General features: G+C 67.6%; 13 protein-coding genes. 3 read left to right on the top strand and 10 right to left on the bottom strand.

The window, feature by feature from the left end:
• Positions 1–12: 12 nt before the first annotated feature.
• Positions 13–732: a fumarylacetoacetate hydrolase family protein gene (locus tag DOS48_RS21350; RefSeq protein ID WP_127117657.1), complete on the top strand. Its 720-nt coding sequence runs from the start codon at positions 13–15 to the stop codon at positions 730–732.
• 46 nt (positions 733–778) lie between these two features.
• On the opposite strand, the gene DOS48_RS21345 is transcribed toward DOS48_RS21350, so the two are convergent.
• From DOS48_RS21345 to trmB, 8 genes are all read right to left on the bottom strand, one after another.
• Entirely contained in the window at positions 779–1,981 is a 1,203-nt protein-coding gene (locus tag DOS48_RS21345; RefSeq protein WP_127117656.1) for a DUF418 domain-containing protein, read from the bottom strand.
• Between the two features lie 67 nt (positions 1,982–2,048).
• The gene (locus tag DOS48_RS21340) at positions 2,049–3,119 is read right to left on the bottom strand and encodes a Gfo/Idh/MocA family protein (protein WP_127117655.1); all 1,071 of its coding nucleotides are present in this window, start codon (positions 3,117–3,119) and stop codon (positions 2,049–2,051) included.
• 83 nt (positions 3,120–3,202) lie between these two features.
• Entirely contained in the window at positions 3,203–3,643 is a 441-nt protein-coding gene (locus DOS48_RS21335) for a hypothetical protein (protein WP_127117654.1), read from the bottom strand.
• Positions 3,644–3,796: 153 nt separating this feature from the next.
• Positions 3,797–5,530 carry a thiamine pyrophosphate-binding protein gene (locus DOS48_RS21330; RefSeq protein ID WP_127117653.1) on the bottom strand — a complete coding sequence of 578 codons (1,734 nt, stop codon included), beginning with the start codon at positions 5,528–5,530 and terminating at the stop codon, positions 3,797–3,799.
• Positions 5,531–5,641: 111 nt separating this feature from the next.
• Positions 5,642–9,025 carry a DEAD/DEAH box helicase family protein gene (locus DOS48_RS21325; RefSeq protein ID WP_127117652.1) on the bottom strand — a complete coding sequence of 1,128 codons (3,384 nt, stop codon included), beginning with the start codon at positions 9,023–9,025 and terminating at the stop codon, positions 5,642–5,644.
• 66 nt (positions 9,026–9,091) lie between these two features.
• A complete protein-coding gene (locus DOS48_RS21320) occupies positions 9,092–9,805 on the bottom strand; it encodes a hypothetical protein (protein ID WP_127117651.1) in 714 nt (237 codons plus the stop codon).
• Positions 9,806–9,908: 103 nt separating this feature from the next.
• Positions 9,909–10,877, bottom strand: a complete 969-nt coding sequence (locus DOS48_RS21315) for an aldo/keto reductase (RefSeq protein ID WP_127117650.1) — start codon at positions 10,875–10,877, stop codon at positions 9,909–9,911.
• A gap of 83 nt (positions 10,878–10,960) precedes the next feature.
• The gene (gene trmB / locus DOS48_RS21310; RefSeq protein WP_127117649.1) at positions 10,961–12,013 is read right to left on the bottom strand and encodes an HTH-type sugar sensing transcriptional regulator TrmB; all 1,053 of its coding nucleotides are present in this window, start codon (positions 12,011–12,013) and stop codon (positions 10,961–10,963) included.
• Positions 12,014–12,168: 155 nt separating this feature from the next.
• Between trmB and DOS48_RS21305 the strand changes: the two genes are divergently transcribed.
• Both DOS48_RS21305 and DOS48_RS21300 read left to right on the top strand, forming a co-directional pair.
• Entirely contained in the window at positions 12,169–13,242 is a 1,074-nt protein-coding gene (locus DOS48_RS21305) for a mechanosensitive ion channel family protein (protein WP_244629317.1), read from the top strand.
• A 381-nt stretch (positions 13,243–13,623) separates the two neighbouring features.
• Positions 13,624–15,267, top strand: a complete 1,644-nt coding sequence (locus DOS48_RS21300; protein ID WP_127118868.1) for an MATE family efflux transporter — start codon at positions 13,624–13,626, stop codon at positions 15,265–15,267.
• A 119-nt stretch (positions 15,268–15,386) separates the two neighbouring features.
• Here the strand turns inward: DOS48_RS21300 and DOS48_RS21295 are convergent, their stop codons facing one another.
• On the bottom strand, positions 15,387–15,614 hold the full coding sequence (locus DOS48_RS21295; protein ID WP_127117647.1) for a flagella cluster protein: 228 nt from the start codon (positions 15,612–15,614) through the stop codon (positions 15,387–15,389).
• Between the two features lie 111 nt (positions 15,615–15,725).
• The gene (locus DOS48_RS21290; RefSeq protein WP_127117646.1) at positions 15,726–16,571 is read right to left on the bottom strand and encodes a hypothetical protein; all 846 of its coding nucleotides are present in this window, start codon (positions 16,569–16,571) and stop codon (positions 15,726–15,728) included.
• Positions 16,572–16,614: the final 43 nt, after the last annotated feature.

Genomic DNA, 16,614 nt, shown 5'->3' with positions numbered 1-16,614 from the left:
AGAGTCCGACCCATGCGACTCGCTCGACTGCTCACGCCGGAGGGGCCCGTATCGGGACGCTACGAGGACGGAACGATCGTCACCGACGACGGTCGATACGAGGTCGGTCGCGACGGCCGGCTGCTCCCGCCCTGTGACCCGAGCGCGCTCTACTGCGTCGGCCGCAACTACGCGGCGACGCTCGACCAGATGGAGTACGAGCGCCCCGAGGAGCCGGACTTCTTCATCAAGCCGCCGGCGAGCCTGCTCGCGCACGGCGAGCGGATTCGGTACCCCGACTGGACCGACGAGCTGACCTACGCCGGGGAGTTGGTCGCCGTCGTCGGTGAGCGGTGCCGCGATGTCGCCCCCGACGAGGCCGCCGACGTCGTCCGCGGGTACACCATCATGAACGACGTGGACGCCCTCGACCAGCAGGGGCGGACGGCGCGGAAGGCGTTCGATGGCTCCGCCCCCCTCGGCCCGTGGATCGAGACCGACGTGGACCCGACGAGCCTCGACATCTCGACGACTGTCGGCGGCGAGCAGCGCCAAGACGCCAACACCGAGCTGATGCTGTTCGGCCCGCACGAGATCGTCTCGTACCTCTCGAAGCGGTTCACGTTCGAACCCGGCGACTGTATCGCGTTCGGGAGTCCGGCGAATCCGGGACTCGTCGAGCCGGGCGAGCGGGTGGAGATCACCTACGAGGGGGTCGGGACGCTCTCGAATCAGGTGATCGACGGGGAGTAGCGGCGGCCGCTTTTTAAAAGAGCACGGGGGGTGCGAGAGCCGACGCCTACTCCGGATTCCGCATCGGTTGTCGCTCGCCGTAGGTGAGCGTCCGCCACACCCACTCGACGGGACCGAACCGGAAGCGGCGGAGCCACGCCACCGACAGCGCGATCTGGACCGCCCACACGGCGACGACGAAGCCCAGCAGTTCGACCCGGCTGACGAAGCCGAACAGCCCGAGCCCGTGGCCGTAGAAGACGGTGGTCGCTATCACCGTCTGCAGGAGGTAGTTCGTGAAGGCCGTCCGGCCCACCGCGGCGAGCGCGCGCGTTATCGGTCCGTCCGGCCGACGACGGGTGTACAACATGACGAGTCCGAGGTAGCCGCCGGCGAGGGGGAAACTCCCGACGTAGATGAACTGCCGCCAGACCAGCGCGGCGTCGGCGCTCCAGTCGTTGGCCTCGATGTAGAACACGCCGGCGACCGTGATGGCCAGCCCGACGACGCCGAACGCGACGAGTCGCCGATACAGGGCGGCCGACCGCTCGCCCGTCAACACGCCCCAGCGGTACAGCGCCATGCCGAGCAGCATGGTGCCGCCGATCTGCCAGAAGGACCCGTTGAGTAGGCCGACCGTCTGCCGGCTGAACGACGAGGGGACGCGGTGACTGAGCTGTTGGACCCACCCGCCGCGGTACGCCGCCACCTGCTGGCGGATCGCGGCCTCCGCCGGAGCCCACCCCGACGCGATGGCGTCGCCGCCGATGGTGAACGCGGCGAACAGCTCGACGACCGGCAGGAACGAGAGGAAGACCAGGCTGAGCCCGGCGAGTTTTCGCGCGCTGAAATCGCGGAACGCGACGACGACGAGCGCCGTCACCCCGTACGCGACGAGGATGTCGCCGTACCACAGCAGGTACGCGTGCAGGAGGCCGATGGCGATGAGAATCGCCGTCCGGCGGTAGTGGAGCCGAACCGCGTTCTGGCCTTTCGCCTCTTTGCTGTCGATGAAGAGCAGGATGCCCGCGCCGAACAGCGCCGAGAACAGCGTGATGAACTTGTTTTGCGCGAAGACGTGGGGGATGGCCCACGCCCAGTAGTTCGCGCCGGTGAAGTCGCCGTACACCCTCGGGTTGAGCAGGGTCTGTTCGGGCATCGCGAACACCCAGACGTTGATCAGGAGAATCCCGAGCAGGGCGACCCCGCGAAGCGCGTCGAGGCTGACGATGCGGTCGGCGGGCGGCGTCGGGCCGGCGTCGCTGGTCACGAGTTGGTTCCCGAGACGAGACGCAGGACCGAATAGGTTCGGATACGTCCGCGCGCGCTACCGCGCGTCAGTCGAGCCTGACCGCCTCGCCGCGCTCCGAGGACCGGTAGATGGCGCCGATGACTCGCTGGACCAAAAGCGCCTCGTCGACGGTGTTGATGCTCGGCGCTTCTCCGGCCGCGACAGCGTCGAGGAAGACCCCCTGTTCGGCGGCGTGGCTGTCGCTTCCGCGGACTTCGATTTCGGCGTCCGAGAGGTGGTGCTGTTCGTCGCCGAAGGCGGCCGCCTCGTGGAGCGTGAGCTCGTTGCTCTCGCGGTCGAACGTCGCTCCGGCCTCCGTCCCGCGAATCACGAACTCGTTGTCGGCGGGGCGGTTCGTCGCCCACGCGACTTCGAGCGAAACGGTGTTGCCGTCGGCGTCACGGATAAACGCCGAGGCGGAGTCCTCGACGTCGAACCCCTCGGCGCCCGCGTCCTCGCCCCACATGTTGACGAAGGCGTAGTCGTCGCGCCCGCCGAACTCCGAGCGCGTCTCCCCGGACACCTCGACGACATCGGGGTGGTCGAGGAAGTACAGCGCGAGGTCGATGGCGTGGACGCCGATGTCGATGAGCGCCCCGCCACCGGCGACGTCCTTCGCGGTGAACCACGACCCGCGGCCGGGGACGCCCCGGCGACGGACGTAGTTCGCCTCGACGTGGGTGGTCTCGCCGAACCGCCCCTCGTCTTGGTACTGTTTGACGACCTGTACCGGTTCCGCGAAGCGGTTGTTGAACCCGACCATACAGAACCCCTCGGCGGCGCGGGCGGCCGCGGCGATACGCTCCGCGCTCTCGACCGAGTGCGCCAGCGGCTTCTCCAAGAGCACGTCGAGGCCGGCCTCGAGCGCCGAGACCGCGTACTCCTCGTGGAAGCGGTTCGGCGTCGTGATCAACACGGCGCTACAGGCGTCGTACAGCGCCGACTCGTCCTCGTAGGCGTGGACGCCGAACTCCTCGTGGAACTTGGTCCGCGCGTCCGCATCGATATCCATCCCGCCGACGAGGTTCGCGCCGCGGTCGACGAGCTTGTTCGCGTGGTGGTGGCCGATGCCGCCGAGACCGACGATGCCGACGGCCACGTCGTTCGCGTGAGTCATGGATTGGAGTCACGACGGCCGCTGTTAAGCATCACGCTTCGGTCGGCAGGCGCCGGTCGATCGGGTCCACCGCGCCCGCGTCGTCACGCGGCCGCCGTGACGACCGCGAAGGCCACGTCGACCACCTCGATCAGCCGATCGACGGACTCCGCGCCGGCGCCGACGCCTTCGCTGTCGGTGAGCAGTCGCTCGATGCGGGCCGATTCGCGCGTCCAGAGGAATCGGCCGAGCCCCCAACTCCCCCCGAGAAACACCATCGTCGCGAGGAGCCGGGAGATGAGGACGAGCCGCAAGACGAGCGGGAGCAGCAGCGCGGCCGCCACAGCGGTGACCACGTAGGATATCACCGACGCCGCGGACTGCCCGAGCGCGGGGTCGATGATCCCCGTCCCCGAGAGCAGCATGAATCCGCCCACGCCGACCGCGAGGGTGCCCCACACGAGGGTCGCGAGGAGCCGAACGTGCCCGTTGTACCCCGTGCCGGCACCCTCCGGCATCTCGTCGTGGACCCACGGGTTGCGCATATGTCACGTCGACCGGGGGAGAGTATATAGTTCGCTTCAGATACCCGAAACGCGAGGCGTGAAGCGAACCGGGAGGAGTGCCCGACGCGATGGGCACGACGAGCGACGCGACGCCGAGAGAAACCAATTATAAACGAAACGGCGACGCGTCGGTCAGCGCTCGCGGGTCATCCACTCGCTCGCCTGCGGCTCTGCAGGGTCGGTGACGACTTCGACGAGCGCCGGTCCGTCGACGGCGAGCGCGTCGGCGACCGCCTCGCCGACCGCGTCGCGCTCGGTCACCCGGTCGGCGCGGAGCCCCATTCCGGACGCGACGGCGACGAGGTCCAGGCCGGTCTCCGCCCAGCCGTACGCCCCTCCCGGAAGGTCGTAGGATCGCGACGCCTCCTCGCTGATGATCGCGTAGTCGTCGTTGTTGAACGCGACGACCGTCACGTCGATATCTTCCGCGGCCAGAGTGTGAAGTTCGTGAACGCACATCATGAGCCCGCCGTCGCCGGTGAGCGCCACCACGTCGCGGTCGGGGTTCGCCAGTTTGGCGCCGATGGCGGCGGGGACGCCCGTTCCCATCGTCGCCCACGACCCCGGATTCACGTACCGCGACGGCCCCGACGCGAGGAAGGAGACGAGCGTCCACAGCCGAAACCCGCCCGCGTCGGCGGCGACGACCGCCTCGGCCGGCAGCGCCTCGCGGACCTCGCGGAGGACCTCGACGGATCTGAGGGGGTCGTCGGGGGCGCGCTCGTCCGCGAGCGCCGCGAACCGATCGCGGTCCGCGACCCTGACGGCGGTCGCGCGGTCGGCGCCGGTTACCGCTCGCGACGCCGACGTCGACGCGCTGGCCGAGCCAGCGTCGGCGGCCGGCAGTTCGCCTTCGAGCGCTCGGAGGAACCGGTCCGCGTCGGCGACGATGCCGAGGTCCGTCTCGTAGCCGAAGCCGATGTCGTCGCCGTCGAGGGTGACGTGAACGAGGGTCTCGGGGAGCGACACCGACCACGTGGCGGTCGCGACCGCGTCGAGGTCGGAGCCGACGACCAGTCCGCAGTCCGCGTCGGCGAGGAGGTCGCGGAGTTCGGCGCTCGACCCGCCACAGAGGACGCCCGCGGAGAGGGCGTGCGTCTCCGGGAGCGTCCCTTTTCCTTTATACGTCGTCACGACCGGGGCGTCGAGCCGCTCGGCGACCGCGCGAAGCGAGTCGCTCGCCCCGGCGCGCCGGACGCCGCCGCCGGCGAGGATCACCGGCGAGTCGGCCGCGGCGAGGCGGTCGGTCGCCCGTTCGACCGCGGCCGCGGGCGGGTCGGGCGGGGCCGCCGGCTTCCGATCGCCGACCGCCGGCTGTCGGGTGTGGCTCGCGAGCACGTCCTTCGGGATGCCGACCCGGACGGGCCCTTGTGGGGGCTCACGCGCGACGCGGATCGCCTCCGCGACGGCCGGGACCGCGCCGGCGGGCGAGTCGACCAAGATGTTCTCTTTGACGACCGTGTCGTACGTCTCCGGCGGCGTCTCGTGGATCCCCTCGCCGCCGCGGACCTCGCGTTCGGTCTCCACCGCGAGATGCAAGAGCGGGACGCAGTCGTTCAGGGCGTTCTTCAAGCCGTTCATCGCGTTCATGTCGCCGGGACCGGGGACGACGATAGACGCCGCCATTTCTCCGGACTCGCTGGTTTCGGCGTACCCCCACGCCTGGTGTGTCACCGCGGTCTCGTGGCGCGCGACGACGAAGCGGGCGTCGCGCTCGCCGAGCGCTCTATTTAAGGGAAGCGTCTGCTTGCCGGGGATGCCGAAGGCGGTGTCGATCCCAGCGTCGAGCATGTGGTCAACGACTGCCTCGGCGACGGTGGGGGTGTCGGACGCACTGGGGGCCGTCGGGGACTCGTCGGTGTCCATACCGCGAGGTCGACGGACCGGGAGTTGAAACCTTCGACGGAGGGGGCGGTCGTCGCACGGCGTCGGCGTCGACTGACATCGACCTCGCACGGCGTCGGCGCCGCGGCAGCCTCACTCCGCGACGTTCGTCTCTCGCACCCGGATCCCCTTGCGTGCGAGGTGTCGCATCTGTCGCTGCGCGAAGTCCTCCTCGCTCGACCCGCGGGTCGCGAGGACGTACACGAGCGCCGAGCCGGACGGTCGCATGGTGCGGCCTGCGCGCTGTGAGCCCTGGCGGCGCGAGCCGCCGAGCCCGCTGGCGACGATCGCGACCTCGGCGTTCGGCAGGTCGATCCCCTCGTCGCCGACGCGCGAGACGACGATTGTGTCGACTCCGCTCCCCTTTCCGTCGGGGCCGGCGTCCGCGTCGTTGGGTCCGGCGTCCGCGCCGTCGTCGCGGAACTGTCGGAACAACGCCGCGCGCTCGTGGTGCGGCGTCTCCCCGCTTATAAACGGGACGCCGAGCGCGTCGGCGATGGCCTCCCCCTGATCGAGATACTCGATGAAGACGAGCGCCTTCTTGTCGCGGTGGGCGGCGAGCAGGTACCGGATCTCCTCGATCTTCGCGGGGTTCTCGGCCGCGAGCCGGCGTCGCTCGCGCCCGTCGGCGCTGGCGTACTCGTTGCGAGCCATCTCGTCGCGCCACGGGACGTACCGGATCTCGACTTCCGGTTCTTGCACGAAGCCGGCGTCGAAGAGTTCGTCCCAGTCGGCGCCGATCGGTCGGCCGATCAGGGTGTATATCTCCTCCTCGCTGCCGGTCTCGCGGACCGGCGTGGCCGAGAGGCCGAGGCGGTGTCTGGTCTGTAACTCGGCAGATCTGGAGAAGACCGGCGCCGTGATGTGGTGGCAGTTGTGCGTTAGATAGCCATCTGCGACGAACGTGTGATCCCGTGTCTCGAAGTCATACACCGTCTCAACGCCTTTTTTCGTGACCGATGTGACTTCGACAAGTTGTAAATCTGCGAGCCGATCCAACCGATCTGCATGCGCGGCTGCCTTTCTCCGACAGTCCCGATCGCGTTCACCGATCACTTTCACCGTTCGCTCATTTCCTCGGCCAACCAGTGTATACGCATGACTGGTTGAGACATCTAGTTTGTCGCCGATTTCCGCGTACGTGATGTTACTATCTTCACGCATCGCATTGATTGAGATTGGATCGGTTTGTGCGTATTTTCGAAGCCCCTCAGCGAGGGAACTCAGATGTTGCTGTCCCAAACGGTTCTTCCCGCGAATGACATCACCGATCGTTTGTTTGGAGACGTCGGTCATATCTGCGATCTGTTCATTCGAAAGTTCCACGTCGTCTTTGATCCGTTTTAGATACGTTCCGACGGGAACCCCCGTTGCAGGTGTCTTGCCAACCGATATCCGCTCCGATTTATACTGTAATCTGAATCCGACTTTCTCAGAGAATAACACCCCGTACCGCGAGGCGATCAGTATCCGAAACAGATCGCTGTGCGGAGAGTCTCGGTCAAGGTTGAGACATTTCGACGGGATTCTGAGGTGCTGTAGAAGCAATACGACGTCCTTCGCGAGTCGCTCTGAGATCGTGTTAAGCTGTATTCGTCCCTTCTTGTCAACAGAGCCCTCGGCATCGAATAGTCCCCTCAACAGCGCGCCGACTTGGTCTGGGTGCCATCCGTATGCGTCCCGCGGAACAGTCACTCTCTCCGCCTTACTCCCGGAAGGGATGTCCCACGGAAGTGTATCTGCAAAGCGTTTCGACCACAACGTGAGATCACCTCTACTGTTCTCAAACACCGAGTAGTCGAGTTCGATCCGGTTACACAGATCTTCGAGTATACTGATCTGTTCCCGCTTTTTCCGTGCGAAAGAGAACTTTGCGTGGCCGTGACGATCTCGGTGACCGTCTCCGAGGAACCAGCCGAGCAGTTCGGCAGATGCAAGACTCAACGCGTTTGTCTCCGTATACTTCTTCGACTCTGTTTGCGGCCTTACAATGAAATCACCCTCAGAGACACCTTTTTGCTTCGAGATACGTGCAGAGCCGGGGTCGAAAACGAAGTGAGTGTGCCTCGGAGTCGCCGTTATCGGGTATCCCTGACGTGTTTCGATCCGTTCGACCGGCGCCGTCGATTTATAAATACCCGTGATGGGGGTAAATCGGTACGTGCCACGCTCCCGGTTGAAAGTACGGACCGAGAGATCGATATCTGTCGTCCACCCATCCTCCAGCTCATATCTCTCATCGAGTTCATCGAACGTCGTCCTTCCAGACGGGGTTTCAACGATAGTGTCTCCGGTCAGACACTCGTCGAAGCAGATCAACCCCCACTTCCGCGAGTCGAACAGCGCGCGATGGCGGTCCATCCCGGCGATCTGGTAGGTCGCGATCGTGATCGGTCGGATATCCTTCTGTCCGCCGTGGTACTCGCCGATGTCGGCCGGGTCGACCGTCGAGTGGTCGAGGAGTTCCTCGCGCCACTGGCCCGCGAGTTCGCGGGAGGGGACGAGAATCAAGGTCTCGCCGCCGACCGCGGCGATGGTGGCGATGGCGGCGACGGTCTTGCCGGAGCCGGGCGGCCCGACGTACACCCCGGAGCGCGCGTCGAGGAAGGTCTCGACCCACGTCTCCTGATAGGCCCTGAGGTCGGTCGTCAACTCGACGTCGACCGGGTCGCCCACGTCGAGGTCGCGGTCGTCCTCGACCGGGTAGCCGGCGTCGTAGAGGGCGCGTTTGACGCCGGCGACGGCGTCCTCGTTGACCCACGCCTCCGTCTCGGAGATGGGCGCCCGGAGGTGGTCGTCGTCGAGGTGCTGGTCGGCGACGTTCCCCATCAGACTCTCCGCGGCGGCCTCCAAGACGACGTAGCCGTCCTCGTGGGTATATAACCGGAAGCGGTGCGCGCGGCGCCACTGGTCGCGGATCCACTCTTCGAGGTGGCTGAACCGGCGGGGGAGCACCGACCGGAGGCTCGCGATCAGCGCGTCGGCGTCGTCGAAGGGCGCCGCCCACACGTCCTCCTGTCTGATGCGATAGAGGTACCCGCGAGTGCCGGGGTCGGTCCCCGTGGTGTCGACGAGGTGGGCAAATTGGGAGAGCCGCGCGCGGGTGAACTGCGTCGGGCGGTCGACGACGATTTCGCGCCGATCCGGGAACGCGACCACGCGCTCGCGGGTCGCCAGTCGGCCCCAGTCCCTCGGGAAGAAGACGACCGGGTCGCTCTCGACGTCCAGTCGGTCGACGTCGCCGCGGTCGACGAGCGCACCGAGTGCGTCTCGCGCGGCCGCCTGCGTCGTCCCGAGCCGTCTCGCGACCTCGCTGGCGGTCGCGACCGGACGCTCTTCGGCCTCTAACGCCTCGTGAAAGCGGTCGAGCGAGAGTCCTTTGTCGGGTTCCGCGGCGTCAGAGGCCGGGTCGTCCGCGTCGCCGGCATCGGCCCCGGCCTCGGCGTCCGCAGCGGGTGCGCCGGAATCGTCGGTCATTACGCACGATTCGGCACCGACGCGGAAATGAATAGCGTCCGCGAGCGCGGGCGGACAGCGAGGTCGCTACCGGCCCGTTTGCCCGCCGCGACACCCGCGCTCGGTGATCGCGTCTTTCGAGCGGAATCGGCAGCCGCAGGTCGTACAGCGGACGAACGGCTCTCCGGGCGCCGTTTCGAGCCGGTGGTCGCCGACGACGAAGGGGCGCGTCACGGTCCGAGGGCGGATGCGGTCGGGAATCGGCGTGGACGAGGACTCGCTCAGGGCCGTCCGCACGGCGATGGTGTCGATGTCGACCGGGTCCCAGCGAGGGGTTTCGAGAGCCGCCTCGCGGTCGGCGACCTCCGTCCACCCGGTGACGACGACCGGGGAGTTCGTCTCCGTGTCGCCCACGACGACGACGAACCGGACCCCGCCGTCGACGAGGGCGAACCGCCAGCCGTCCGTCCGGTTCCACCGGAGTTGCCCCCGCCGGATGGCGTCGCTGACGGCCCGCGTCGAGACGTACCGGCCCGGCTGTTCCAGCCGCTCGCGGAAGTGATCGGTGAGCGCGTAGCGTACGGGGTCGCGAACGGGCGGGTCCTCGGCGGTGCGTCCGGTCGGTCGGTCCACCCCCGGCGCCTGCGCCCGCGGCGAGTCCGGACGGTGAGGAAGGGAGTCGGTTCTCTGTGGTGTCCGCCGGCGAGCCCCCGCCGGCGCGGTCGTGGACGCGGTCCGACGCTCCGTCGATCCGGGACGGGGTGACTCGGTGTTCCCCGGCCCGCCCTGTCGGGATGCCACTACCTACTGGTACAGAGTGAACCGTTAAGTTTGTTACGCCGTGTCAGGGGAGTCGGGTCGCGAGCGGGGGGCAACCGGATCGCCGTCGTCCGTGACTCCGAGGCTACTCGTGGCCCGAGACGCGGACCGGCTCGTACGGCGCTTCGAGCCACTCGATATCCGAGTCGGACAGGTCGATGTCGAGCGCTTCGACGGCGTCTTCGAGGTGGTCGACGCTCGACGTGCCGACGATCGGTGCGTCGACCACGTCCTTCCCGGCGACCCACCGGAGCGCGATCTGGGCCATCTCGACGCCCTTCTCGTCGGCGAGCTCCTCGACTCGGCGGTTGATCTCCTCGCCGCCGCCCTCGCGATACGGCCGCCCGAGCGCCGTCTCGTGTTCCCCGCGGACCGTCGCGTCGTCCTGTTCGTAGGGGCGCGCGAGGTAGCCGGCGCCGACGGGGCTCCACGGGAGCATGCCGATCCCCTCGCGCTCGCAGAGCGGAACCATCTCGCGCTCCTCCTCGCGGTACGCGAGGTTGTAGAGGTTCTGCATGGTGACGAACCGGTCGTACCCCTCGCGCTCGCTGGCGTGGAGCGCCGCCGCGAACTGGTGGGCCCACATCGACGAGGCGCCGAGATAGCGGACTTTCCCGCGCCGCACCGCGTCGTCGAGCGCGGCGAGCGTCTCCTCGATGGGCGTCTCGTCGTCCCAGCGGTGGATCTGATACAGATCGATCGTCTCCATCCCGAGTCGGTCGAGGCTGTTCTCCAGTTCCTGTTCGATGGCCTTCCGCGAGAGCCCGCCCGAGTTAGGATTCGTCTCGTCCATCTCGCCGTACACCTTCGTGGCGACGGTGAACCGGTCGCGGTCGTACTCGCCGAGCACGTCGCCGAGGATCGACTCGCTCTCGCCGTTCGAGTAGACGTTCGCGGTGTCGAAGAACGTGATTCCCAGACCGATCGCGCGCTCGATCAGTTCGCGGCCCTCCTCCTCGTCGAGCATCCACTTGTGCTCGCTTCCGAAACTCATACACCCGAGGGCGAGTCGGCTCACGGTCGCGCCGGTGTTCCCGAGCGTCGTGTACTCCATACCGATCTGCCGGCCGTGAGGGTTAAAAATCAGGGCGCTGCGCCTCGCCGGGAGCAACGGGAGCCGCGAACGGCGCGAGTCGCCTACAGCGCGGGAGGCTCGTCGCGCCCGAGCACGATCTCTTGACCCTCGACGTCTTCGAGCGCGGCGACGCGCCCGCCGATGTCGACGCGGCCGGCCTCGGTCTCGACGGTCAGCGACGCGACTTCCTCGGTGTCTTCGAAGGCCAGGTCGACGACGCGGCCGCGGACCGTCACCGAGTCGCCCGTCTCGATGTCGCGCCCCTCGACGGTCGCGTAGAGGTCCTCGTCGCCGAACTCGCGGACGTCTTTCACCGCACGGCGGATCGAGGCGTAGCGACGCGGGAACGGGCGGGCGGCGCCGTCCGCGGCGAGCGTCTCGGCGGTCGTCCACAGGACGGTCCCGAAGAACCCGGAGACGAGGAAGCCGAGCGCGGAGCGGTTGAAGATGACGCCGTAGCGCTCGCGGTCGTCTCTGAGCGCGTCTTGGGTGGCGTATACGGAGTACTCCCCGTCGCCGACGGCGAGGATGGGCGTGGTGATGCCGCGGCGCGCGCGGGCGATGGTCGCGACTTCCAGGTAGTCGAAGTTGTCGGGGTCCGGCGCTCGCGAGGCCGGCGTGACGAGGAGTTCGACGCTGACGCCGGCTTGGACCTTCGCCGCGAGTTCGTCGCGGAAGCGGCGGAGGAGCCCCGGCGTCAGCGAGAGGGCAAGCTCGTACTCGGCGCCCGCGATCACCTCTTCGAGGTACCGGAGGATCGTCGAGCGCGACTTCACGAGCGAGACCGCTTCGGTCTCGCGGGTCGGCGCGGTGTAGCGCGCCTCCAGTTCGTCGACCATCTCCGCGAACGACGAGCGCAGGTCGCCGAACGCGTCGTCGGGGTCGACGGCGACGATCTTCATCGGCCGCGACTCCCGGAGTTCGACGAGCCCGCGGTCAGAGAGGCTGCGGACGGTGTCGTACACGCGCGGCTGCGGGATGTCGGTCCGGTCGGCGATGTCGCTCGCCGTCAGTTCGCCGTGTTCGAGGACGGCGAGGTACGCGTCGATCTCATATTCTCCGAGATTAAATCGGTCCCCGACGCGGTCGAGCGTGTCGCGGAGATCGTCTGTCATACGCTCGCCGAGGTATTCCATCGGTATAGGTTTTTACTATGAGCCGAGTAGCACGCGTTTTCAGAGCCGCGTAATCACGGGCGACCGGCCGCGCGGCCCGTCTCGATCGGGCGCCGGGAGAAACGCTTTTTCGGGTGGGCGACGGCGGGTTGGCTATGGCATCGCCCGAGGTTCCGATCTCGATCGCGGCGCGGCTCACCCGACTCGCCGAGGTGCTCGCGGGCACGGTGGGCTCTGCCGCCGGACGCCTGCTCCTCGTCGTCCTCTCGGTCGCGGTCGGGGTCCTCGCGTCGAAGTTCCTCGTGCGGCTCATCGGGCGCCCAGTCGCCCGCCGCGTGTCGAGACAGAGCGTCGCACAGACGATCGTCAGAGGCGTCCGCGTCGGGACGATCACGGTCTCGCTGCTCGTCGGCCTCTGGGTCGTCGGGTTCCGGTTTGCCGACCTCCTCTTGGGGACGGCGGTCTTCTCGGCCGTGATCGGGATCATCCTCGCGCCGCTCGTCGGGAACTTCATCAACGGCGTGTTCATCCTCGCGGACCAGCCGTTCGAAATCGGCGACATGATCGAGTTAGAGAACGGCACCACCGGGTTCGTCGAGGACATCACGATTCGATACACGAAGATATTCACGCTCGACAACACGTTCCTCGTCGTGCCGAACGGAACGATGCGCGAGCGCGACGTGACGAACTACTCCGCCGAAGACGAGCGGACCCGGCGAACGATCGACGTGTTGGTCACGTACGAAAGCGACATCGACGAGGCCCGACGCCTCATCGAGCGCGCGGCTCGGGACTGTGACGCCGTGATCGACGGCGGTCCCGACATCCGGGTCGGCGTCGCGCGGTACGTGGCCAGCCCCGACTGCCGGCTTCACGAGTTCGGCGACGACGGCGTGCTCCTCCGTCTTCGCTACTGGGTCAAGAAGCCGTACAAGCTCGCGAAGGTGCAGTCGGACGTGAACACGCTGATCCGCGAGCGACTCGCGGACGCCGACGTGGAGATGGCGTACCCGCACCGACATCTGGTGTTCGACGACACGTCGGGCATCGCCCGCGTCGGCGGCCCGGAAGACGGTCGGCCGGAGGGTGAGCGGGCCGGCAGCAAACCCGACGTGACGGGGCGCGGCACCGACACGGCAGAGGACGGCGACCCCGCCGACTCGGCGCCCGCCACGTCGGCACCGAACGACGAGGAGTCGACTGCGGGAGCGAACGGGCCAACCTGACCCGCGCGGTGGTCGGTCGGCTCACGAGCCCCGCACCGTACGCGGTGAATGCCTACGCAGTGAATGCCGCACCTCGGCGCGAGTCGGCGCTGCTCTCGGCTTGGCGCGAGTCGGCGTTACTCTCGACACGACCACAGCCTCCGTTTGTGAACCTGTGTGACGGCGCTGTCAAGCGGATCGGAAGTCTGATAGACCGAGATACCGATTTATAAAGCAGTGAGTGACGAGCCCTCCGAAGACCCGGTCGTGTCGCCTTCGGGGTTCGACGGTGCTGCCAACGATTTAGCCGCCGATCCCGACGCAGTCAGTGTTAACGCCGACACTCTCGATGCCGAAGCTCCCGATGGCGAGGCGACGACGGCCGACGACCCGCCGAGAGTGATGACTGACGGCGGCACCGACGAATCCGATGACGGTTCCGCCGGCGATCACGAAGACGGCTCTGCCGACGGTGGTGAAGGCGATTCTACCGACAGCCCGCAAGACGACTCCGCCGAAGCGCCTGCGGACGATACCCCCGAGCGAGTCGCGGCGGAGTCGATCACAGAGGGCAGCCTGATACGGCCGCTCTTCCATCTCGCGTGGCCCATCGTCGTCATCCAACTGCTACAGGTGATGTACAACGTCGTCGACACGCTGTACCTCGGGCGGCTGTCGGCCGAGGCGGTCGGCGCGATCAGCCTCGCGTTCCCCCTGATATTCCTGCTTATCGCCGTCGCCGGCGGGTTCACGACCGCGGGGGCCATCCTCGTCGCGCAGTACACGGGGGCCAAAGGCGACCGGTCCGCGGGTCTCGTCGCCGGCCAGACCATCTTCACCGTCTCCCTGCTGTCGGTGGTGATCGGGATCGTCGGGTACTTCTACACGCGTCCGGCCTTGGAGCTGCTCCCGAGCGACGCCGACACGGCGGCGACGGTGATTCCGCTCGCGGCCGACTACATGGAGGTCATCTTCGTCGGGATTCCGCTGATGTTCGGCTTCTTCGTCTTCTCCGCGCTGATGCGGGGGTACGGAGACACCCGCACGCCGATGGTGGTGATGCTGGTCTCGGTGCTTTTAAATGTCGTTCTCGACCCGTTCCTCATCTTCGGGTTCGCCGAGAACCCGCTTTTCGGCTGGCTCGCCGGCGTTCCGGTGATCGCGGCGCTCGATCCGGTCGCGCTGCAGTCGACGCTGTTTGCGGCCACCGAGTTCACGGGATACGGGATCGAGGGCGCCGCGATAGCGACGATCTTCTCGCGGGGCGTCGCGACCGCCATCGGCATCTGGGTGCTGTTCGGAACCGACCACGGCCCGGCGGTCACGGTCGGCCATCTCGCTCCGGACCTGTCGTTCATCAGGGACATCGTGCGGCTGGGGCTGCCCTCCAGCGTCGAGCAGACGACCAGCGCGCTCGCGATGATCACGCTAACGGCGATGGTCGTCACGTTCTCGCCGCCGGTGGTCGCGGCGTACGGCCTCGGGAACCGGCTCATCTCGCTGGTCTTCCTCCCCGCGATGGGGCTCGGGCGCGCCATCGATACGATGGTCGGACAGAATCTCGGGGCGGATCGCGCCGACCGCGCGGCGCGTTCGGTCAAGCTCGCGGCGTCGACCGGCGCTGGGGTGATGTTCCTCGTCGCGGTCGTGGCCGTGGCGTTCACGGAGCCGATCGTCGGCGCCTTCATCGGTGACGTGCCGGACGCGCCCGCGACTATCGCGTACGCGGCCGACTACGTGGAGATCCGCTCCGTCGAGTTCGCCTTCATCGGCGTCACACAGGTCATCCTCGGCGCGTTCCGCGGCGCCGGCAACACGAAGACGGCCATGGTGCTATCGATTCTCACCCTCTGGGTCGGACGGGTCGCCAGCGTGGGCTACCTCGTCTTCGTCGCCGGCTGGGGCGAGACGGGCATCTGGGTGGGGATGGCGCTCGGCAACGTGTTGGGCGCGTCCATCGCCGTCGCGTGGTTCGCGCGCGGCACGTGGACCGAGCGGTACATCGACGACCCGGAACCGAGCGTCGGCCCGACGAGCGACGACTGATCTGCCGGCCGTCGAGTCGCGACTAACCTGCTGACCGTCGAGTCGCGACTAACCTGCTGACCGTCGAGCCGCGACTAACCTGCCGGACGAAAGCGGAGCGACGCCGATTTTTATCTGTTTCAGTGGCGGAAGAGGTGGATCGCGTCGTCGTCGCGGAGGAGACAGAATCGCGCGCCGTCGTTCTCCGGAAACGTCGTGCCCGTCTTCTTCGTGGTAAAGAGCCGGTCGAAGGGCGCGTCACACACCGGACAGTCCAGCGATTTGCGGTTCTCCCACAGCCTCGTCGTGCCGGTGTCCTTGAGCTGTTTCAGTTCGTGACGGTGGTCGTGGACGTCGAAGGTGGGCATACGCGTTGGTCTGTGGGACGGTAGTTGAACGTGACTCCGCGCGTATCAGTCGTGATTGCAGCGGGGTGCAGGTCGCTTGTGTTGCGGACTGTGGTTCGATGAGTCGCCGAGCTACAGTTCGTCAGCGGTGAGTTGTGAGCGAACGCGGCCGGCCACGCGCTCCTCGCCGGTCCGAACGTACTCGCCGAGTCCGTCCGCCGCGTCGACGAGCGCGTCCGCCTCGGCCGGCGGCACGTCTCCGGAGAACGCCTCGACGCGCTTCGTCCGGTCGCGGAGGCGTTCGAGGAGCGCTCGCGCAGGGTCGATCCGGGCGTGCGGGTCGTCTCCGGTCACGGAGACCGACGGGCCCTCGCCGTCGGCGTTCGTTCCGAGTTCGTTCTCTGCGCCCGCGTCTGGTTGGTTCGCGTTCGCCTCTTCGGCGTCGGGCGCTTCGAGTTCGTCGAGGAACGCCAGAACGTCGCTCCGGTAGTCGTCGACTGCGTGGACGGCGGCCATCCCGCGCGCCTCGTGGAAGGCGTCCGGGACCGACCCGGCTGGCGGTCGCTCGCCGGCGTCGGCCTCGCCGAGCAGCGTGAGGAGGTACTCGCTGTCGCGGTCGGCCGGGTCGCGCAGGCGGTCGTACAGGTCGACCGCTTCCAACAGTTCGCGGGCCGCGAGATACGTGTCATCGAGGGGGCGGAGCTCGCCGCCGCGGATGAATCCGCGCTTCCGCGTGTACTCGCGGAGGTCGCTTTTCAGATCGTCGACGCCCGCTGTTGGTAGCGTCGCTCTCGCGTCTCCGAACCGGGCTCTGTGGGCGCTGAGATCGAGCGTTATCGCGGCGTCTGTGTGGGTCGACCGCGCCCCGACCCCGACGCTCACGAGACTGCCGCAGTCGGGGCACTCGACGGACCCGACCTCGTAGTACGACCAGCGCGCGCCGCACGCTCGACACTCGCGTTCGCCGCGAACTTTCATGCTGATTCGTTCGGCGCGTTCGTCGTAAAGGGCTGTGGGTCGC

Source organism: Halorubrum sp. PV6 (genome assembly GCF_003990725.2).
Lineage (GTDB): Archaea > Halobacteriota > Halobacteria > Halobacteriales > Haloferacaceae > Halorubrum.
The sequence above is the reverse complement of the archived record's forward strand: the minus strand, read 5'-3'. Positions and strand labels throughout refer to the sequence as shown.